This window comes from Photobacterium gaetbulicola (assembly GCF_003025515.1).
GTDB lineage: Bacteria > Pseudomonadota > Gammaproteobacteria > Enterobacterales > Vibrionaceae > Photobacterium > Photobacterium gaetbulicola.
This window is the reverse complement of sequence record NZ_PYME01000008.1, coordinates 79,215-99,733: the sequence shown is the minus strand read 5'-3', so window position 1 is coordinate 99,733 and position 20,519 is coordinate 79,215. Positions and strand designations below refer to the sequence as shown.

14 protein-coding genes are annotated in these 20,519 nt (G+C 48.2%); 5 read left to right on the top strand and 9 right to left on the bottom strand.

Annotated elements, in window-relative coordinates:
- Window positions 1-107: 107 nt before the first annotated feature.
- From malK to C9J03_RS09080, 3 genes are all read left to right on the top strand, one after another.
- A complete protein-coding gene (gene malK, locus C9J03_RS09090) occupies window positions 108-1,217 on the top strand; it encodes a maltose/maltodextrin ABC transporter ATP-binding protein MalK (RefSeq protein ID WP_044620754.1) in 1,110 nt (369 codons plus the stop codon).
- A gap of 117 nt (window positions 1,218-1,334) precedes the next feature.
- A complete protein-coding gene (locus tag C9J03_RS09085; protein WP_052829575.1) occupies window positions 1,335-2,195 on the top strand; it encodes an alpha/beta hydrolase in 861 nt (286 codons plus the stop codon).
- 164 nt (window positions 2,196-2,359) lie between these two features.
- On the top strand, window positions 2,360-2,542 hold the full coding sequence (locus tag C9J03_RS09080) for a hypothetical protein (protein WP_044620753.1): 183 nt from the start codon (window positions 2,360-2,362) through the stop codon (window positions 2,540-2,542).
- A gap of 103 nt (window positions 2,543-2,645) precedes the next feature.
- Here the strand turns inward: C9J03_RS09080 and C9J03_RS09075 are convergent, their stop codons facing one another.
- The 7 genes from C9J03_RS09075 to C9J03_RS09045 form a co-directional block, all read right to left on the bottom strand.
- Window positions 2,646-5,480 (bottom strand): amylo-alpha-1,6-glucosidase, encoded by a 2,835-nt coding sequence (locus C9J03_RS09075; RefSeq protein WP_044620752.1) that lies wholly within the window; start codon window positions 5,478-5,480, stop codon window positions 2,646-2,648.
- Window positions 5,481-5,590: 110 nt separating this feature from the next.
- A complete protein-coding gene (gene malE / locus C9J03_RS09070) occupies window positions 5,591-6,772 on the bottom strand; it encodes a maltose/maltodextrin ABC transporter substrate-binding protein MalE (RefSeq protein ID WP_044620751.1) in 1,182 nt (393 codons plus the stop codon).
- A 276-nt stretch (window positions 6,773-7,048) separates the two neighbouring features.
- On the bottom strand, window positions 7,049-8,002 hold the full coding sequence (locus C9J03_RS09065) for an RDD family protein (RefSeq protein WP_044620750.1): 954 nt from the start codon (window positions 8,000-8,002) through the stop codon (window positions 7,049-7,051).
- A 267-nt stretch (window positions 8,003-8,269) separates the two neighbouring features.
- Entirely contained in the window at window positions 8,270-9,457 is a 1,188-nt protein-coding gene (locus C9J03_RS09060; protein WP_044620749.1) for a potassium/proton antiporter, read from the bottom strand.
- A gap of 243 nt (window positions 9,458-9,700) precedes the next feature.
- Entirely contained in the window at window positions 9,701-11,521 is a 1,821-nt protein-coding gene (locus C9J03_RS09055; protein WP_044620748.1) for an alpha-amylase family protein, read from the bottom strand.
- A 167-nt stretch (window positions 11,522-11,688) separates the two neighbouring features.
- Window positions 11,689-12,591: a MalM family protein gene (locus tag C9J03_RS09050; RefSeq protein ID WP_044620747.1), complete on the bottom strand. Its 903-nt coding sequence runs from the start codon at window positions 12,589-12,591 to the stop codon at window positions 11,689-11,691.
- Window positions 12,592-12,713: 122 nt separating this feature from the next.
- Window positions 12,714-14,036 (bottom strand): carbohydrate porin, encoded by a 1,323-nt coding sequence (locus C9J03_RS09045; protein WP_044620746.1) that lies wholly within the window; start codon window positions 14,034-14,036, stop codon window positions 12,714-12,716.
- Between the two features lie 369 nt (window positions 14,037-14,405).
- Between C9J03_RS09045 and glgX the strand changes: the two genes are divergently transcribed.
- Complete coding sequence (gene glgX / locus C9J03_RS09040; RefSeq protein WP_044620745.1) at window positions 14,406-16,355, top strand: glycogen debranching protein GlgX; 1,950 nt, start codon at window positions 14,406-14,408, stop codon at window positions 16,353-16,355.
- Between the two features lie 59 nt (window positions 16,356-16,414).
- On the opposite strand, the gene C9J03_RS09035 is transcribed toward glgX, so the two are convergent.
- Window positions 16,415-17,497 carry a tyrosine-protein phosphatase gene (locus C9J03_RS09035; RefSeq protein WP_044620744.1) on the bottom strand — a complete coding sequence of 361 codons (1,083 nt, stop codon included), beginning with the start codon at window positions 17,495-17,497 and terminating at the stop codon, window positions 16,415-16,417.
- A 125-nt stretch (window positions 17,498-17,622) separates the two neighbouring features.
- On the bottom strand, window positions 17,623-19,266 hold the full coding sequence (locus C9J03_RS09030) for a glycoside hydrolase family 13 protein (protein WP_044621839.1): 1,644 nt from the start codon (window positions 19,264-19,266) through the stop codon (window positions 17,623-17,625).
- A 260-nt stretch (window positions 19,267-19,526) separates the two neighbouring features.
- Here C9J03_RS09030 and C9J03_RS09025 point away from each other — a divergent pair, with 260 nt between their 5' ends.
- Complete coding sequence (locus C9J03_RS09025) at window positions 19,527-20,426, top strand: LysR family transcriptional regulator (RefSeq protein WP_044620743.1); 900 nt, start codon at window positions 19,527-19,529, stop codon at window positions 20,424-20,426.
- Window positions 20,427-20,519: the final 93 nt, after the last annotated feature.

The following is a 20,519-nucleotide window of genomic DNA, read 5'->3' as shown; positions in this document are numbered from 1 at the left end:
CTCTACCCGATTTTTCTTCAATTACACGGAAAAATTCTTTACCCGCAAGGCCGTACCCGCATAAGATGAGGCCTTGCTGGCAACAACAACTTAGAGGAATAGGCTCGATGGCGAGTGTTACTTTACGAAATGTATGTAAAGCATATGGAGATAACCTGATTTCGAAAAACGTTGATCTCGATATTGCTGAAGGTGAGTTCGTTGTCTTCGTAGGTCCGTCAGGCTGTGGTAAGTCAACACTTCTACGTTGTATCGCTGGCCTTGAAGACATTACTTCAGGTGATTTGTACATCGGCGAAGAACGCATGAATGACGTGCCACCGTCTGAGCGCGGTGTGGGCATGGTATTCCAGTCTTACGCACTATACCCTCACCTGAACCTGTTCGACAACATGTCATTCGGCATGAAGCTAGCGAAAGCCGACAAGGAAGAAACCAAACGCCGTGTTGACCACGCTGCAGACATTCTTCAGCTAGGCCACCTTCTTGAGCGCAAGCCAAAGGCGCTATCGGGCGGTCAGCGCCAGCGTGTTGCAATTGGCCGTACTCTGGTTTCTCAGCCAAATGTATTCCTACTGGACGAACCGCTATCTAACCTAGATGCAGCGCTGCGTGTTCAGATGCGTATCGAAATTGCCAAACTTCACAAGCAGCTGGGCTGCACCATGATCTACGTTACCCACGATCAGGTAGAAGCGATGACCATGGCACAGAAAATCGTGGTCCTTGATGGTGGGTATGTCTCCCAGGTTGGTAAACCACTTGAGCTATACCACTACCCGCAAAACCGCTTTGTTGCCGGCTTCATCGGCTCACCGAAGATGAACTTCATGAGCGTGTTCATCGAGCAGGTTGAAGACGAGCGCGTGATGGTTCAAATGGCGAATGGCAAAGCATTCTGGATCCCTGTAGACGGTAGCACTGTGACCAAAGGCGACCGCATGTCTCTGGGTGTTCGCCCTGAGCACTTAGTACCTGAAGGTGAAGGTGATGCAACTATCGAGGGTACCGTCCAGGTAGTCGAAAAACTGGGTTACGAAACCCAAGCATACCTGCGCCTTGAGCACATGGATGCCGACTTCATCTACCGCCGCCCAGATACCATTGACGTTGATGCTGGCGATTCGTTCAAAGTCGATATCCCAGCGCACCGCTGTCACCTGTTCCACAGCGATGGTAAAGCCTGCCGCCGCCTGTACAAAGAGCCTGGTGTATAAGGAAACCTGTTTCCCCCTCTTTTCACCAAGTGACTTAACGTTTCTTGGCTAAAGCAAGCGCTGTTGATTAAACCAACAGCGCTTTTTTTATGCGTCGCGTACGGAGTAGCCATACCAATGCCTCTTGACCCAACCCAGAAAAACTATGATCCCGCAAGGATGATCGTCCATGAAAATATGCATATCCCCCAACTCGGCCGCAAACGCCATGTTCGTGTATACCTCCCGGCAAACTATGACAGAAGTTCACAACAGTTCCCTGTAATGTATATGCATGATGGCCAGAACGTATTTGAGCCAGAACTGTGTATAGCAGGCGCAAGCTGGCAAGTTGCAGAACAACTGGATGAACTTCAGGCCAAAGGAGAATCAAAAGGCTTTATCGTGGTAGCCATAGATTGTAGCCCGCTGCGAGGTCATCTAGGCCGCCGTGACGAATACTCACCTTGGACATTTGCTCCACCAGCAGTTCTGGCCAACTGGGAGCAAGCTATCGAGCCGCAGGGTGGCGATGGCGACGCGTACTGCGATTTTATCGTCCAGACCCTCAAGCCGTATATCGATAGTCACTACCGCACCCTGCCAGAGCGCGAATCAACCATCATTGCCGGCAGCTCAATGGGCGGGTTTATCAGCCTGTATGCGGCATTAAGGTATCAAGACACCTTCTCTAAGGCCGGCGTGTTCTCTCCTGCCTTCTGGTTTGCAGCTAAAGAGATGAGGACATTCATTGAACAAGCTTGCATTGAGCGCCCCATAGAGATCTACATGGATATCGGTACCCACGAAACCAGCGATCCTGCTATCGATGGTTTCCCGGCCCTCTACCATGAGTTAGCGGTTGAGTTTGCCGGCATTCTGAACCGCAAATCTTGCCAGCTAAAATGCCATTTCGACGTAGATAACGGCGGTATCCACAGTGAAAGTGCCTGGGCAAATCGATTTCTCACTATGGTAGAAAAATTCAATCTGGATTGATCCAAAACACTTTCAGGACAGTAGCAAGTGGAACAGGAGTCGAACCGCTCCTACACTAAAACTGAAACGACAAGTTGGTTGTACTGCTTCTTAGCCAAGCTAAGCCGCGAGCGGGAATAACGGCTTACTCAAGTAAGTACAACTTTCAAATGGAGGATCATCACATGAGCAGCCATGATCGGATCGAAGATATCGAACAACGCCTTCACATTGCTTACCAAGAGGGTAATTACCAAGAAGCCAGAGCCCTTGAAGCCAAGATGAAAAAGCTCAGGGGGCAACGTAACCTGTACGATGACAATGAGCCCTACTCGCTTGAAGGACGTACCTATATGGACTCAGAGTGAGTATCATGCTGCTCCTTCAGCCAGCTGACCGACGACCATACAAAAAGCGCTGCATTCGTGCAGCGCTTTCCTTTACTCCCTGGGCGAACTTAAACCTGCTCCCTTAATCAGTCGCCTGTACAAGATCTGCATTTTCGACTTGCTGCTGCAGCACATGCTGCCCCTGTAGCACCGGGAACGCCAAAGAGAGATCCGGCTTGGCAAAGGCTAGATCACCAATAACGGCAGCATAGCTTGGTTGGATTTGCACAAGATCGCGTTGCTTACCGTTCACAACCACTGAGGCAACAGCAGGATCAAACTCGATCACTGCCGGTAATTCATCGGGCACGAGTACTAATTGGTACTTTGCCTTGTCTTGTGCCATCAAATGAAGGTCAAGCTGCACTGCCACAGCTTGGGAAAAACTAGTCTCCTTATAAGCCAGCTCAAAACGCTGCAAGCCTTGATCGGTAAACTGGTAACTAACAGATAATGCATTCGATTCACCGAAACGAAGCTCGGCATCAAACTGCTTCCAACTCGATGGCAAACAAGGAGCCAGTACTACCTTGTCTGCCAGTAACTCCGGCTTGAAGCCAATATAGTCCTGATAACCGTTGCGGGTAAACTCCGACACCGACCAAGCCTGGGCATAAGTCCCGGTTGTGGTTAACCCGCCCTCTTGATTCAAAAAGGCATCCAAGTTCTCGCTCATCGCCCCTCGATGACCGAGATACAAAATCTGCTCTGAAAGGTTCTTGGTTAGCTGATAGGCAAAATCCGCGTAACCATATTCGATCAGGCTTGAAACCGTAAAGCCGGCATTCCAGCCCCAGATTGTCCCGTTGTGGTAGGCGGCATCTTTATGGTATTCATCGCGATTGGCATGGTACGGGTGGAAAATCGGGTCATATTGCGACAGCGACGTGATGCCCCACGGGAACAACAACTCACTGACCGCATTCTTCACCACCTTGGCACCGATGTTCTTATCCAGTAACCCGTTGTCAAAAGGCACGGTTACCGTCATCAACTGGTTGGATCGCACCTGAAGATCACGCTGATCATCTGCATACAGGCGATCCGCCAGTTTTTGTTGTTCTTGATCCCAGAATAGCTTTTGGAAGCTTTCACTCACCCGTTTAGCCATCTGCTGATAATACTCAGCGCTCTGCTCATCACCAGTCAGCTTCGCCAGTTCAACGGCAACCAATAGGCTGGTGAACCAAAGCGCCTGGATATCGTTAGCTCGAGTACCGCGGGCCGACCAAGGAAGCTTGCCTTCCAGCTTGGCATCCATCCAAGTGTCAGGGTCACGGTGGGTCATCAATCCGTGTTCATCCAGATAGTGCTTCTCGATACCGGCAATGTAGGTTTGAACCACAGGGTATATAGCCTTGGCATAGCCTTTGTCACCGCTGTAACGCAAGTAATCCCACACCTCACGGACCATCCACGGCGTGCCATCCGTAGTGTTGTAAATGATGTTGGTTAGGCTGGTTACCCGGTTAGGGATACGACCAAAATTCACATTGGATTCATCGGTCAGCTGCATCGACGCAAAGTTATCAATGATGGTCTTGGCATCGGCAAAGTCACCATTAACCAAGGTGATCCCCGGCACGGCGATAAAGGAGTCACGCCCCCAGCAGTCTTTGAACCAAGGAAGGCCAGCCCAAATACCTTTGCCAAACTCGGTTGATACGAATACCTTGCCTGCCGCCTTAGCCCACATCAAAGCACGGTTGTATTCACGATCAGAGGTCCAAACATAAGAGTGAGTCAGCATGTCATAAACCTGCTGCAAGTGAATGCTCACCCCATCCTGTTTAACCAGTGAACTCGCATGCGCAATCGCCTCTGCTTCCGTTTCTGCAAAAGCCAGATACACGGTCATCTCGGCTTGTGGGTCGGTTGACGTCAGTAACGGCTTCACATGATGGCCGCTCAAATGCACCTTGTTTTTTAGAGCTGGCGTCTCACCAAAAGTCGTTTCGCTAAAAGAGAAAGACTTGTTAGCACAAAGCGCAATAAACGACGGCGTACCCGCCTGGCGCAGCTCTTCAGACAGTGCGTACACCACACCACCATCAAATGCTTTCACCGATGAACTATCCATCGCCAGGTTAAGCTGGGGAGCTATTGCTAAAACAGCGGGCTCTGCCGACTTAACAGTAATCGCAGCGCTGCGCTGGCGACTGTCTTGCCCGGAAAACAACATGAAAGTTTCTTCTATGTCATTACCGGAACCACCTGTAAAACCGTGGGTAACACCATAAGGATAAATACGAGCTTCTTCGGCTATGGTTTTGTCATTAAGCACACCATCGACAAACGAGGCCATTGCACCGAGATACCAGCCTTGCTTGTGACGGTACTTACCCGCCGCGACATAGCCGTGGGTCACGCCATCAAAATAGCCGTCGATATTGTCACCGAACACAAACGGGGCGCTCTGCTCAACACTGATAGCAAGCTCACTAAACAATTGTTCAGGGCTTAGCACCTTGTTTCCTTTGCCAGTTACATCTCCTCTGCCAGCCTCGACCGAAAAGCCCGCGTCAAACAATGCCCGGTTCGGCTCGCTATCGAGGTTTTCGCCCCCAGCTTCAATCACCATTTCAACTTTGTCGTCCGACACCCTAACTGAAATCGTGTACAAACCGGTATCCGGTGCCATGAAGGTAAGATCGTTGCCGATCCCCTTAGCAGGGATCAATGTCTGTGGTTGTTTCAACTCACAGGCGACCGCTTTGTATTTATCCGCAGCAAAGCTAAATGCCTCAGTGCCTTGTTGATCGGATATTTTGAAGTTATGAAGATCGGCTGAAAAGCAAACCACAGCCTGGTAACAACCGTCACCAATATAGTTCATTGGTGTATCGTCACCCCAACCATTGAATGTCCCTTTAACATACAACTGCTCTGTAAAAGGCGCCTGTTCAATCGTGCTCACGTGTATTCCTTGGGTAGTCGTTAAGTACAAAAATGCGCAGACTCTACGAAGAGAGCTGCGCATGATGTGGATGTCTATCTGTTGCCAGACATATACTTGATTTAGTTGAATTAACGGATCTGAGAAGCCGCTGTATCCAATGCTTCCTGAACCGTCTGACGACCTAGAAGGGCATTCTCGATAGCCGCACCTTCAGCAAACCAGTATGCCGTCATCTCAGGGATGTTCGGCATGATTTCGCCGTTTTCCGCATTGGTCATTGTCGCGGCAATACGGCTGTCCTTAGAAAGCTCCTGCTGGAAAGACTTCAGCGTCACCGCACCCAATGGCTTGTCATTATTGACTTTCGCCAAACCTTCGTCAGTGATCAGGTAGTTTTCCAGGAATTCAACGGCAAGGTCCGTGTTAGGGCTGGCAGAGTTGATCCCCGCACTCAATACACCAACGAATGGGTTAGACTTACCGCCATTCAGTGTCGGGAATACCGCAACGCCGTAGTTGATCTTTGATTTTTCTAGGTTACCCCAAGACCATGGGCCGTTGATGGTCATTGCCACGTTACCCTTGTTGAATTCAGACTCGGACACGGCGTAATCCATATCTGCTGACACAACACCTTTCTTAGAAAGGTCAACCAAGAAGCTCAGACCAGCAACACCGGCTTCGTTGTTGATGCCGATTTGCTTACCGTCAAAGCCTGTCTCGGTCTTCTTGAATGCATAACCGCCGTTGGCAGAGATCATTGGCCAAGTGAAGTAAGCATTCTTCACATCCCACATAATGGCTTTCTTGCCTTTGGCAGCCATTTGTTTTTCGATCTCGTACAACTCTTCCCATGTCTTAGGAGGCTCAGGAAGTAGATCTTTGTTGTAAATCAGCGAAGGCGATTCCAATGCAATTGGGTAGCCGACCAACTTACCTTCGTAAGTTACCGCATCCCAACTGAAATCAACTAGCTTGTCTTTGAACGCTTGCGACGGTTTGATTTCGGTCAGCAGGCCAGATTTGGCATAACCACCGAAACGGTCATGTGCCCAAAAGATAATGTCAGGGCCGCCGCCTGTTGGAGCCACTTGCTGGAACTTGGCTTCCAGTGATTCAGGGTATTGAACGTTAACTTTCACCCCTGTGTCTTCTTCAAACTGGCGACCGACTTCGGCAAGGCCTTCATAACCTTTGTCGCCATTGATCCAAATAAGAATTTCACCTTCCTGCATGGCAGACGCCGCCATCGGAAATGCAAGCGCAGCGGTCAGAGAGCACAGAGCGAACGATTTCATTACACGTTTCATAGTAACTTCCAAGTTATTTTTATTCGACCCAAGCATTTTCCTCCCCCCATCTGCGATGAGCATCCTCCCCCGGCCTACGCCCCCCTTAACTTGAATCAAGTCTGTGAAATTGAACACATTTTGTAGAGGTGCACGAACTCGGAGCCGTATAACTCAGACACAAGACGGGTCTTTCAATTAACCGAGAGGGGGAGTTTCGCAGGGTGGGTGATTCTTGGTGATAGGTCAGGCCAGAGGTATTGGCTGGCGATGCAGCCAATAGTCATGATGGCCTAGCTAGGCACTTTCTTGTGGCTTCAACTGTTCTGGGGTGAAGGAATAGTTAAACGTCCTCCAGCTTGACCAGATCACGATACTGTAGCCATAAGACAGTGAGACATTGATCAAATCCTTCTCCAGAGCTTCCGGATAGGAAGCAATGATCGTCGTGGCGAGATTCTGCGCGAAGCTCTCATCATTAACCGTATTGTTGCCGAGCAAGGCCTGAACATTCACATAGGAGGTTGTTTTGCTACCTTCACCAGAATGCGAGACAATCAATGATCCCTCAGTCACCGTTGCATAGCGGACCGAAACGTGGCTGCTTACCGCCTGCTGCGCTTCTAGCAGTCCTCTGTAAGACGGGGAGCTTTCAATATCTGGTGCCGTTGCCGGAAGGAGGGCAGCAGCAGCCAGAATAGCAATGACAACGACAAAATGCGGCTTCCAAACCGCCGCAGTTTTATGCGGCTCCGCAACGAGATTAACGACAAACGTGCCGGTTAGAAGATCATGTACTGATTGCCGAGTATTGCGGTTGAACACAAAAAGATAGCCGAGAGAAAAGAAGCCTCCGATGAGGATCAACGACAGCGGATATTTGATATAGGATAGCAAGAGTTCGTTGGTAACCTGCAAGCCGTTAAGCGAAAAAGGTATGGCGATAAAGCTATATCTCAGTAACGACTTGGCAAGGCTTATCGATGAGTTCGATGCATCGACCACCTTAATTTTCAGCAGCTTTTTGCCGACAGTCTGACCATGGCACCGCTCACTGTTCATCACACCGAAGTACGTCAGTAGGATGAAAAAGCCAATCAACCTTCCCCAATCCGCCAGTTGGACAAACGTGTTTGCGAACATCGTACCCAATAAAAAGCCCACTAAGCCCAATAGGCTCAAATCAATGAAGAAAGCACCTAGTCGCCGCCAAAAACCGCAAATCCATTTTTGTTGCCTCTCATCTTTCATATCACCTCTGCTGAACGCTCACTATCGTGTATCAAGATAACCAATTGAACAGTTCAAATTATCATAATTCTGTTAGCCGGTATCGATATGCGTCACAAAAGCAGACTTTAAACCTTTGAAATATAGCAAGTTAATGACGATAAATATGCAAGTGTTCTGTATGACAACAATGTATGGTAATGGATGTTCAGCCAAGCTGCCGATATACCCAATACCGCGACAGGAAAAACGAAAATGTCGCAATATTGGGTTAAAAATGCGTACCGGTTATTTATCCACCAGCCCCAATTTGTTCGACAGGGGCTCAATGGCCCACCCCTGCAGGACAACGGAGATCAGGACAATGAAGAACACCATATGCACCATTTCTTGCGAACCCGCAACACCCGCCGATGCTGGGATCAGGGCAAAGACAATTGGCGTAGCCCCTTTCAAGCCGATAGCCGAAATAAAGAACTTCTTCTTAAACGATACTTTCCTAAACGGCAGGTAGCTCAGGAAAACAGCTAGTGGTCTGGCGATGAAAATCAGCGCGATCGCCGGAATAATAGCGGACCACATATCAGCGAATAGCTCTTTCGGGAAGAACTGCAAGCCAAGAATAATAAACATCAACGCCTGGGCAAGCCACGATAAGCTGTTAAAGAAGTGCTTACTGACCTCCCGCCCGCGTTTGAGTTCATTACCAATGAACACACCCGCGACATAAGACGACACCAGGATATTGCCGCCTAACATGTCGCTGCCATAAGCGGCAATAAAGAAGCAGGCAAGAATGAACACAGGGATCAAACCGTATTCTTCAAGCTTGATTTTGTTAAGCAGCCAAACGCAGCACCAGCCAATCAGATAACCAGCACCAAGGCCAACGAGGATTTGCTGGACAAGTTCGATGCCTATTGAAAGGCCGCTGACTTGCTGGTTGGTATTCACCAACATTTCGGTCAGTATGGCGACCAGCAGCAACGCCACCGGGTCATTGGTCGCTGACTCAAACTCCAAGATAGTATCGGTCGATTCTTTTAGTTTGAGCTTCTTCGATTCAAGAATAGAGAATACCGCCGCTGCGTCAGTAGACGAGACCACCGCGGCAAATAACAGGCAGGTTAAAATATTAAAATCTGTGATGTAGTAAAGTAGCCCACCGAAAATGAAGGTGGTGAACAGTACCCCGATGGTGGAAAGCACCCCACCCTCTTTATAAGCCACTTGTATGCTGGCTTTAGAGGTGTTCAGCCCCCCCACAAAAACAATGACATTCAGGGCTAACGAGCCGATGAATGACGTTAATGCCAAATCGTCATAAACAAAATTAAGTTCACCATTACCAAACAATAACCCGACACCGATGAAAATAAGCAGCGAAGGCAGGCCCAGGGTTTTTGATGGGTGGTGAAGTAGGATCCCGATGGCAATCAACATCGCCATCCCTAACAAAATTAATTCTGTGCTCAATAGACTTCTCCCTACAACATAAATAGACAACAATCTGGTAACCCAAATTATACCATGCAGGCAATTGCTTAAAGGCTAATGTTTGCTGACAAATTGAAATTATTACTAAAATTGATGTAACCAAACGTTAACGCGTTTTGTGAGCAATATTTGATTTTTTTGTTGAATGAAGAGATACAGGTTAAAAAAAAGGCCACATGACTGTGACCTTTTATTCGCTTTACAGCGGCGCAAGGCTTGCTGCTAGTTAGCTAGTGAGAAAGCAAAGCAATCGAGCGCCCGCACATCCAATTTTATACTGCCGAGGCCATTTTCCACCACCAGCAGCGCGTTAGCCGCATGATAGAGTTGCTCTTCCAGCTCATACTCGCCGTCCGCAAGCTGCCACTGCCCTAGCAGCGACTCTGGAAGTGACAATGTCACTTCACCTTTTGCATCGCCAAAATTTGCCAGCATGACTAGCCGCTCACTATCATCAAAACGGCTGAAGGCAAACAGCTGGTCATCGTAACCCGCCCCATGCTGGCGATTGTGGGTATGCAGCTCACAATAATGCCCCATCAGTGCGGAGCTGTTGAGCGAGAAGTTCATCAACCGTTGGTAGAAATCACGCAGGTTACGCTCTTCTTCTGTCAACTGACCGCCATCAAACTCACCATGGTTCATCCAGCGTTGATGATGAGGTACGCCGAAATAATCAAAAATCGTGGTACGTGAAGCTAAGCCAAAGCCGGCATCCTCATCGCCTGGCTCTCCAACCTCTTGGCCAAAGTAGATCATAGTCGGTGACGTGCTTAGCAAGGTGGATACCAGCATGGCAGGTTTACCTTTGTTGGCATCACCCGCAAATTCCGGGCTGGCAACCCGCTGTTCGTCATGGTTATCCAGGAAGTGGAGCATATGATGTTCAATGTCCATCAGTTGCTCTTGAACCCCTACGATGGCATCTGTCGAGCCCTTGCCCTGCATCACCAACTTCAGGGTATCGTACAAGTCGACCTTATCGTACAGATAATCCATCTTGCCAAGGTGAATGTAGTCACGGTAGCGATCTGGTTGATACACTTCCGCCATCAAAAAGGCTTCCGGGTTTTCCTGTTTAATGGATGAGTTCATATAACTCCAGAACTCAACCGGCACCATCTCGGCCATATCATAGCGAAAACCGTCTACCCCCATGGCCAACCAGTAGAGCGCAATATCACGGAACTTAACCCAGGAGTCCGGCACCTCTTTCCCCTGCCAGAAAGCAAAATGTGCGGCGTGGCCTTGGGTGTCGAAACCGGCTGGCAGCTCGTCGAAATCCTTGCTGCCGTCAGGGCGGATGCCATAGTTGACCTTGACGGTTTCATACCAGTCATCGAACTCTGGCTGGGCCAAACGCGAGCCGTTACCTGTCCACTTGGCCGGTGTTTCTTCAAAAGGCGTTGCCAGCGAAGGATGCGACTCCCCCCCTAAAGGCAAGTATCCGTCTTTTGCGACCGGAACCGAAAAGCACTCGTCCGGAATGTAATAGAAGTTGTTATGTTTATGATATTCGACACTGGTATCGTCAGAGGCACCGAAATCCTCCACACCGTCAGGGTTTGTCAGGCTCCGGTATCGTCTTGCCACATGGTTAGGAACGATATCAATAATCACCTTCAAGCCGTGTCTGTGCGAGCGTTCGATAAGTGCTCTGAACTCTTCAAGCCGGTTAGCCGGATCAAGAGCCAGATCTGGGTTCACATTGTAGTAATCCTTGACGGCATACGGTGATCCCGCGCGACCTTTGACCACACTGGGATGATCATTGTCGATACCGTAGGCGGTGTAATCACGCACCAAGGCATGGTGCGGCACCCCGGTATACCAAATGTGGGTCACACCCAGTGCCTTGATTTCGCTCAGTGCCTTGTCGGTGAAATCGGCAAACTTGCCCACACCGTTTTCTTCCAGCGTGCCCCAAGGCTTATTGGTGGCGTTGGTATTACCAAACAAACGAGTGAATACCTGGTAAACCACTTCTTTGTTTTTCTTACCTGTCGGCTGTTGAGTACGAGATGAATGCGTAAAATCTGTCATGAAAATAACTCAATACAAGCAAATAGAATGGTCACCAAAAATCATCAAGATTTTTGAGTATAGATAAGAGAACGGGCAGACGAATGCCTGCCCGATATACCCAATATGCTGCAAAATGAGGATTCGAATAACACCTTGCTCTGGTGGGTATGGTTAAAACTGCACCCTTACTTTTTAATCAACTCCAGGAAGGTGGCTTCAGCCGTACTTGAACCAGCACGCTTGGCCTCTTCCATCAAAGTCAGGGCTTTTTTCATATCATTGCTCTCTACTGCGGCCTTAATTTGGCTGTTATAGAAAGCCTCGCTTTCCGGTAGCATTGCTGCTGTAGATGAGGAAGCTACTGACGACACTGTGGTAGTAGCTGCCACTGGTGCTACTTTAGCTTGTGTCACAGTTGTTGTCGGTTGGGTAACAACTGGTACAGCAGGAGCTTCCGATACACGATAGGAACGCAAGTTAATGGGTTTTAAATCTAGTTCTAGCGAACCAAATTTCTGGTGCTGGATCACCGGATCCGTTACCATCGGGCGTGCCAAGCCTAGCTCTTCAGCCCGAACCCTTTCCGGATGTGGGATCTGAATTTCACCCTCGCGGTACTCAAGCGGTGAATATACCACCATATAAGGTGCCGTCGTCTGGCTCATTTCAAAGCGCTTCTCATATCGAGACAGACGGAACATATCCGATGACTTGATCTCAAATTCATTCAGTTCAATGGATTCAACCACTTCAAATGTTGGGCTCAGCAGGAGCACTTTGGGGGCAAAGACACCTGTCGAGCGCATCCAGCTCTTTAGGTCAACCCGCATACGCTCAACGTTTTCCGGTAGCACAAAACCAGCAAAGTAACTTTTACCTTCGGCAAAGTTACCAATTTGCGAATACTGATCAACCACAAAATCAATGCTGTCGCCATTCATCGGTATCCATGAAAACTGGCTGAAACCTTCACAGCAAGCCTGCTGTGTCACAGCGACGTCTTTAATGGTTTCTGTTGAAGGGGAAGTCGCACAGCCTACTAGTGATGCTGCTAATAGTGCTGCTAATGTCGTTTTTATAATATTCATCTATATCTCCGATACCCAGATGTTGAGTGGGTATATCTATTTGCTCTTGTCAATTTACTTAAAAAAGCAAAGAGATATACCAGAAAAAGGCAGCCCGGGGGCTGCCTTGATAAAAATGTGATTTAGAACCAGATTTCAGCGTGTACGCCGAAGACGAACTGATCTTTCTCACCAGCTTCAGTGATGCCGATTGCACCAGCTGCTGCTTCATCGTTAGTACCAACCCAAGTAACGTATGGCTTGATTTGTGGACGACCGAAGTAGTCAGCGTTAACAGTGAAAACAGATGCCGCTTCAAGGGTGTAGAAATCAGTTGCCTTGTCTTTACGGCCCCACTGACCACCGTTAACTTCTTCAACAGCGTAAGAACCTGTGAATTCCCAGCGGAAGTTATCGTTCACTTTATAAGTTGGGCGTGCAGCGAAGATGTAACGAGTTACTTCGTCAGTCGCATTGCCTGTTGCGCCCCAGTCCATGTTCTCTGGCGCCCAGTAGGTGAATTCTGTACCTAACTGCCAGTTGTTGTTGATGTTTAGTACACCGTAAGAGGTAATGAACAGAGACTTAGAATCTTCTAGCCAATCACCGCTCCAACCACCGAAGTTCACACCACGGTTAGAGCCTAGGCCTTCACCGTATGCGATTGCAGTCTGGCTCCAACCATCGAAGCCGTAGTAGTCACGGTTATAGGTTACCGACACACCAAAACCATCGTCTGCAGAGTCTACGCGAGGTAGTTTTTCATCGGCGCGAGTCATGAACTTAGCATCAAAGTCAAAGCTACCGCCCAGGGCTTTAACACCGTAGTAGTAAAGGTCGAAAGAAGTAACGGTTGTACGCTCGCCATCATTAGGGCGATCTTCAAAGCCCGCTTCAGGGTCAGCAGCAACTACCGCAAAGCCTGTTTTGTGGCCTGAGCTCAAGTTAGTTTCAAAACCTGCACCCATACCTGATGACTGTTTCCAGAACTCACCAGAAAGGATACCAGCAGCACGGTTCAGGAAGCGACGACCAGCCCAAATCTCAGTACCATCACCCAAGTAAGGAAGGTTACCAAGTGCTACATATGCTTCTTTCACTTCTAGTTGAGCAACAGTATTGGTTTTCTCGGCACCTGAAGATGTGTAGTAGAAAGAGTCGCCGTTACCATATTCAGTACGAGTAACGAAATCACTGTAAACGCCGTTTGCAAATTCCGTGTGTTTCTTCAGAACGAACTCAATCTGGTTAGCACTTTTACCAGATGTACCAGCCGTGCGGTAATCAGGCTTGCCCAACTCGGAATCAAATGACTGTAGATCTTCGTTGAAACGGAAGTTCATAGAACCGTAACCATGTACTTCCCAGCCGTCAGTCAAGATGTCAGTGGCAGATTCAGCGGCTACATTGTGTGAAGCTAGCGCGGTAAGTAATGCCGCTGCTACAGGTACTAACTTGTGTTTCATAGGAATGTCCCTTCTTATATTTTATCGTGACTGCTATCTAGCAATCTTTTCGGGACTCATATTCAGCCTTGATACAGTTTTCTACATCCTCCCGACGCCGGGAGGAGGAGGGAGGATGAGAGGGGCGTAGGAAATGGGGTGGAGAGGCGATCCGTGATAAGCCTCACGAAGGATAGGCGTAAAACTGAAAGAAAATTACACCTCAAGCCATAAAAACAAGAAGCCAGTCACTTTTATTCAATATTATTGAAATTATCGGTAACTGAATTTTTTTTAAATTTTTAAGAAAAAAAAACTTCTCTTGACTGATTTAATTTTCCCGCTTAAATAGCACTATAGATGTGTAAAATTAGCAAAGAGATGTACAGGATGTTCGCTAAATTAGCTCAGCCATATCCACTAGGGGCTACATTATGTGATCAGGGTTGTAATTTTTCTATTCATTGCCCAGAAAACAAAGAAATCCAACTGGTTTTATTTGATAACAACAATAAAAGAACCTTCATTGAATTAGAGAATAAACACTTAGATATACATTACACCTTCGTCAAAGGTATTAATAAGGGGCAGGTATACGGTTACCAAATAAAAGACAAAAACGAATACCGCCTAATATTAGACCCTTATGCCCAAGCCCTGAATAAAGTCCCTTATTATATTGAACCCTTTACTGCCGATAGAAGCTGGCATTTTGCCAAATCGGTAGTGGTAGACCACAGCTTCGACTGGGATGGCACGACTCTGCCACAAGTCCCCCTTGAAGAAACCGTTATTTTCGAAACGCACGTAAAAGGCTTTACCAAACAACACCCTCAGATCGAAGAAAAGTACCAGGGTACCTACTTAGGCTTGTGCCAGCCAGACATGATCAACTACTTCAAAGAGCAAGGTGTCACCAGCTTACAGCTGCTTCCCGTGACATCCTGCATGTCTGAGCCCCATTTGCTGAAAATGGACAAAGTCAACTACTGGGGCTACAACAGCCTATGCTTTATGGCTCCGGAACCGCGCTATGCCACCGACGATCCGGTCACAGAAATGAAGACCATGGTCCGGGAGCTGCACCGCCATGGCATCGAAGTTATCATGGATATCGTCTTCAACCATACTGCGGAAGGCGGTGAGGGGGGCCCAAAATTCCACTTCAAATGCCTGGATAAGAAATACTACCTACTGGACTCTCACAAGAGTTACAAGAACTATACCGGCTGCGGAAACAGCTTTGATCTCACCTACCAACCAAGCTTGAATATCGTTCTAGATACCCTGCGCCACTGGGTCACCCATTACCAGATTGACGGCTTCCGGTTTGATTTAGCCGCCACTCTTGGCCGCAATGGTGACCGGTTCAATACCCAGAGCGCCTTCTTTAAGGCAATAGGTCAAGACCCCGTCCTGCAACGGGTGAAGCTCATCGCCGAACCGTGGGATATTGGACCTGACGGCTATCAGCTTGGCTATTTCCCTCGCGGCTGGAATGAATGCAACGACAAGTTCCGCGACACGGTAAAAAGCTACTGGCTGTGCCGCGAAAACAATGTCAAAGAATTTGCGACCCGATTTATGGGCTCGCGTGACCTGTTCAGTGCCGGTAAATGGCCCGATAAGCTACCGGTGAACTTTGTGTCTTACCATGATGGGTTTACGTTGCAGGATCTGGTTTCTTATAACGAGAAGCACAACCACGCCAACGGTGAAAACAACCGTGACGGCCATGGCGACAACCGCTCGAACAACCAAGGAATCGAAGGGGAAACGACAAACTACGCCGTACTAGGCCGCCGGGAGCGGCAAAAACGCAATTTAATGACCTCTTTGCTGTTTAGCTTCGGTATCCCTCATATTCTCGCTGTCGATGCCCTGTCCCATACCCAGGGAGGGAACAACAACGCCTACTGCCAAGACAATGAGATCAGCTGGGCGGACTGGACGCCATGCAAAGATAAGTCAGAGTTCAGCCAATGGCTCGCTACCATGCTGGAACGGCGAAAAACCTATATGTCACCGTTCATTCGAGCCTTCAGCGGGCCTAACCGAGGCCACCATCGTATCCATTGGAACCGCTCAGACGGCCAGCCGATGAATGCTGAAGACTGGCATGGACTGGACGCCTTTTCGCTGTATCTTGGCTTATTTGACGCCGGGAAAGAGCTGCTGTTCTTAATCAACAGCTCAACGATTCCGACCCGCTACCGCCTGCCAGAAGGCAGCAAGTGGCAAGTGATTTGTGATACTTCCGAAGCAACACTAGGAGCCCGGCAGGTACAAACGACTTACATGCAAGGCGCGCAATCGCTGACGATTTTGTATCGTGATTAATTCAGGTTAGCTATCACGCCAGCCCGACCTCACCAACAATGAGTTCGGGCTGAGACATATCAGCACAACAGATTTGCCCTCGCCTGTTCGATACATCTATCCGATATCTTCAGGCGTTTCATGTACATGGTCGTTACCCCACCCCCATCAAAAAAACACGCTTCTCCAAGCGCAGCGGTCAAGGCTCTTTCCAGCAGCCTAAAACTACGATACTCACCAATGCCCAGCTGATTTGTCATAAGATAATTGTCAGCGATTTCCTTTTTGGACGCACCCGCCATCAGCTGCAGGAAGGCGCACATCACCCCCGTTCGGTCTGAGCCCAGCCTGCAATGAATTAGATATGGCCCCTGACTACGGGCAAGAGTCTCAATCAGGCACCGGATACCATCTTCAAAGCCGAGCTCGTCATCATTTAATGCCTCATTGCGGTCCGACATGAAATACACGGTCTCGTAAGCAACCGGCACGCTATGGACATGCCCCTGCAACCAGCAGCGTTTGTAGTAGCTATCCCGTGCCGACGGCATGAAATGAGCAAGAGCCTGCTCGCTGTCCGATAAATTAACCACGCTTTCAATTCGGCGTTCTTCGATAAGGGACATCGCAGCGGCTTGACGGAGGGGCTCAATCACTTTTAATTCAGTATGGTTGCTTCTTGACGGCATCACTGGATGGTAGCTGCGATAGAGCCAACCTGGTTTGAGTTGGCCACCGGTTACAGCACGAAAATTGGCTAATTGGGAGATTGAAGTGAAATGCTCTATTTGGTTTTTTATCAGGAAAGATTGCTCTGATGCCTCAGATATCTCTTGCAACTGACGCTGCGAGGGGGTGTCTAAAAACAATAATTGGTTAACCCCCCCATTACACTGATTATTGAAATAATGCCCCGCTTGAAGGGGGGCTATTTCTATTGGAGACTGAATTTCATCATCCCAAATGACATATTCAATAAAACCTGAATTGCCGATTTTATTTACCTCATCAAGGTTTTTTATCAACCGGCAGCCATTTTTTCTATTTTCAAACCGGAAAGCCTCGTCAACCTGCCAATTTGTAAATGTCCCTTTCAAATATAAACTTTCTCGTTTGATGGGAAATACGAACTCAACCTGATTATCTTTGATTTTATAATGCATAAATTTGCAACCACACAAGTACACAGCCTCACCGCTGAATAACTACGCAGAGGCTATAAATAAAAAGGGCTCTATTTCAATCAAGAAATAGAGCCAAGCCTAACAATAATGACAATTAACGTCAGTTAACGACTTTCAGGTAGCAAGACAGCAAAAGACTCATACGGTTTAAGCGATATCGATGCTGGCAGTGCTTGAGGGTATTCATAGTTTGCGATCACACATTCGACCTGCTCTGCTTGCAGATGGTCGGGCAAATCCAAGGTGATCGCATCCGAGGTAAAGTTGTTGAGCACAAACAAGCGCTGTTGAGCATCCGAGCGAACATAGCCAAAGACCTTTTCATGCTCTTCAAACACAGGCTCAAACTCGCCATATACAATGACAGGCATCGACTTACGCAACTCAATCAACTTCTGGTAGTGATAGAACACGGAATTTTGGTCATCCAGTGCTGCACTGACATTCACCTCAGGGTAGTTCGGATTCACCTTGATCCAAGGCGCAACAGACGAGAAACCACCGTTAGTGCTGTCGTTCCACTGCATCGGTGTACGACCGTTATCGCGGCTGTTCTCATGAACCGCTGCCAACATAGTTTCTGGTGCCACACCATTTTCGGTACGCTCTTTGTAGAAGTTCAGCGTCTCGATATCTCGGTATTCGTCAATACTGTCAAAGGCGACATTCGTCATGCCGATCTCTTCACCTTGGTAAATGTAAGGTGTGCCTTTCATCATATGCAGCGTTGTCGCCAACATTTTGGCCGATTCGACACGATACTGGCCATCACAGCCGTATTTCGATACCACGCGAGGTAAATCATGATTATTCCAGAACAAGGAGTTCCAGCCTTCGTCAGCCAGTTCTACTTGCCATTTGGTCAATACCTTCTTGAAGGTTGGGAGATCCAGCGGGATTGGCTGCCACTTATCTCCATGCTTCCAGGTCAGGCTAATGTGCTCGAATTGGAACACCATCGAAAATTCTTCGCGAGCCGGATCGCTGTACAGTTTGGCAATCTCAGGTGTCGCATCCCAAGTTTCACCCACAGTCAGAAGATCTTTATCACCAAAAGTAGCGCGGTTCATCTGCTGGATAAGCGGGTGCAGGCGTGGGCCGTTGCCGGTGATTTTCTTGTCGATTTCCTTACCAATAAGGTCGATAACATCTAAACGGAAACCACCGATCCCCTTATCGATCCACCAGTTCATCATCTTATGGACTTCTTCTTGGACCTTCGGGTTTTCCCAGTTCAAGTCCGGCTGGCGCTTGGAGAAAATATGCAGGAAGTACTCACCGGTCTGCTCATCGAATTCCCAGCCGCTGCCGCCAAATACAGAGCCCATTTCATCCGGTACACCGCCGTCTTCGGCAGGTTGACGCCAAACGTAGTAGTCTCGATAAGGATTGTCTTTCGATTTACGGGCTTCGACAAACCAAGGATGCTCATCGGAAGTGTGGTTGACCACCAAATCCATGATAATTCGGATGTCACGCTTTTTAGCTTCCGCGAGCAATTTGTCCATGTCCTCCATGGTGCCAAATTCCGGAGCGATATCCTGATAGTCAGAAATATCATAGCCATTGTCATCCATTGGCGATTTATACACCGGCGACAACCACAGGACATTCACACCCAAGCTTTTCAGGTAATCCAGCTTGCTGATAATTCCCTGAAGATCCCCCATGCCATCATTGTTACTGTCGCAGAAGCTGCGCGGGTAGATCTGGTATACGACGGCATCGTGCCACCATTTAGGCGTCATGTTCATGGCAAACCCTCAATAGACGTGCTCCAAAGGAGCACAATCATCTAAGTTGTATTCTAAGTACGAAATCAAAGTTGCCGATATCTTATGACGATCCCTTTATTATGAAAAATACACCAGCACCCAAGTGATATAGCTTTTTCCTATACCACAGAGAATATTACCGACAGAGATCACAAGTTCGATTCCTTTTTCTTTGTGATCAATTTCAAAAAGTGTGAGACTGCTTGCAAAGATAATTTCACTGGTTTTTATCGATGGACAAGCACTACCGCCAATTTCTCGCCATTGCTGAACTGGGTAACATCAGCTCGGCCGCCCAGCAGCTAAACCTAAGCCAACCTACACTGACCAATAACATGAAAAAGTTAGAGCATAACTTAGGGGTTTCCCTCTTCACGCGCCGTTCCAAGGGGGTCGATCTCACCGAATATGGCAAACTTTTCCAAGAACAGGTTCAAGATCTAAGCCGCCGTCATGACGCTATGCTAGACAAACTTGCCGATCTCAAAGCCCGAAAAACCGAAAAAATCAAAATGGGCACCGGTGATGCCTGGTGGGAAGTCTTTGTTAAAGATGCGCTGCACTCCTATTGCAACCAGCACCCCGGTATTTCAATCCAGCTTGAATTTGGCAATCACCTCAAGCTGATGGACATGCTTATCCATGGCCATATCGACCTCTTTATTGGTCATGAGATTCAAGGCCTGTCCCGCCGCTGCAATGTACAATTTTCACCGATTTTGCAAGATCAAGAAGCGCAGTTCGTCCATCGCTCACACCCCCTTCTTATCAACAGTGATATCAAAAAAGACTATGACATTTACCCTTTGCTGCAAGTCACCCCAGATCAGGACAATTATCAACACCTGATTGAAAACCCGCAGCCCAAACAACAAGAGAAGGAAAGGAAAAAACTCGGTGAGAGAATCAGCTACGAAATCAATTCGCTCAGTGCTAGCCTGGATTTCCTCGCCAACTCCAAAGCCATCATGCCCTATACCAACAATATGGCTGACTACTTTGCTCAATTCGACATTGTGCCCTTGCCAGAGACCCACTCCCCGCAAACCGGCATCGTCGGGATTTACCACCTCAATGAAACACTTCCCACTCATATATCTGATATTAAAGAAATTTTGATGGCTACTTCCTAAAGCCTCCCTCTTCACTTATGTAAGGAGAATGTGAACCGACTCACGCGATGGGAACATTCCCATTTACGCAACTACACTTCCCTGCCATCATCT

What these genes read in the sequence shown, in the direction of transcription:
- glgX (WP_044620745.1), top strand. Translation starts at nt 14,406, where the DNA reads ATGTTCGCTAAATTAGCTCAGCCATATCCACTAGGGGCTACATTATGT.
- C9J03_RS09065 (WP_044620750.1), bottom strand. Translation starts at nt 8,002, where the DNA reads ATGAAAGATGAGAGGCAACAAAAATGGATTTGCGGTTTTTGGCGGCGA.
- C9J03_RS09045 (WP_044620746.1), bottom strand. Translation starts at nt 14,036, where the DNA reads ATGAAACACAAGTTAGTACCTGTAGCAGCGGCATTACTTACCGCGCTA.
- C9J03_RS09035 (WP_044620744.1), bottom strand. Translation starts at nt 17,497, where the DNA reads ATGCATTATAAAATCAAAGATAATCAGGTTGAGTTCGTATTTCCCATC.
- C9J03_RS09030 (WP_044621839.1), bottom strand. Translation starts at nt 19,266, where the DNA reads ATGACGCCTAAATGGTGGCACGATGCCGTCGTATACCAGATCTACCCG.
- malE (WP_044620751.1), bottom strand. Translation starts at nt 6,772, where the DNA reads ATGAAACGTGTAATGAAATCGTTCGCTCTGTGCTCTCTGACCGCTGCG.
- C9J03_RS09050 (WP_044620747.1), bottom strand. Translation starts at nt 12,591, where the DNA reads ATGAATATTATAAAAACGACATTAGCAGCACTATTAGCAGCATCACTA.
- C9J03_RS09025 (WP_044620743.1), top strand. Translation starts at nt 19,527, where the DNA reads ATGGACAAGCACTACCGCCAATTTCTCGCCATTGCTGAACTGGGTAAC.
- C9J03_RS09055 (WP_044620748.1), bottom strand. Translation starts at nt 11,521, where the DNA reads ATGACAGATTTTACGCATTCATCTCGTACTCAACAGCCGACAGGTAAG.
- malK (WP_044620754.1), top strand. Translation starts at nt 108, where the DNA reads ATGGCGAGTGTTACTTTACGAAATGTATGTAAAGCATATGGAGATAAC.
- C9J03_RS09080 (WP_044620753.1), top strand. Translation starts at nt 2,360, where the DNA reads ATGAGCAGCCATGATCGGATCGAAGATATCGAACAACGCCTTCACATT.
- C9J03_RS09085 (WP_052829575.1), top strand. Translation starts at nt 1,335, where the DNA reads ATGCCTCTTGACCCAACCCAGAAAAACTATGATCCCGCAAGGATGATC.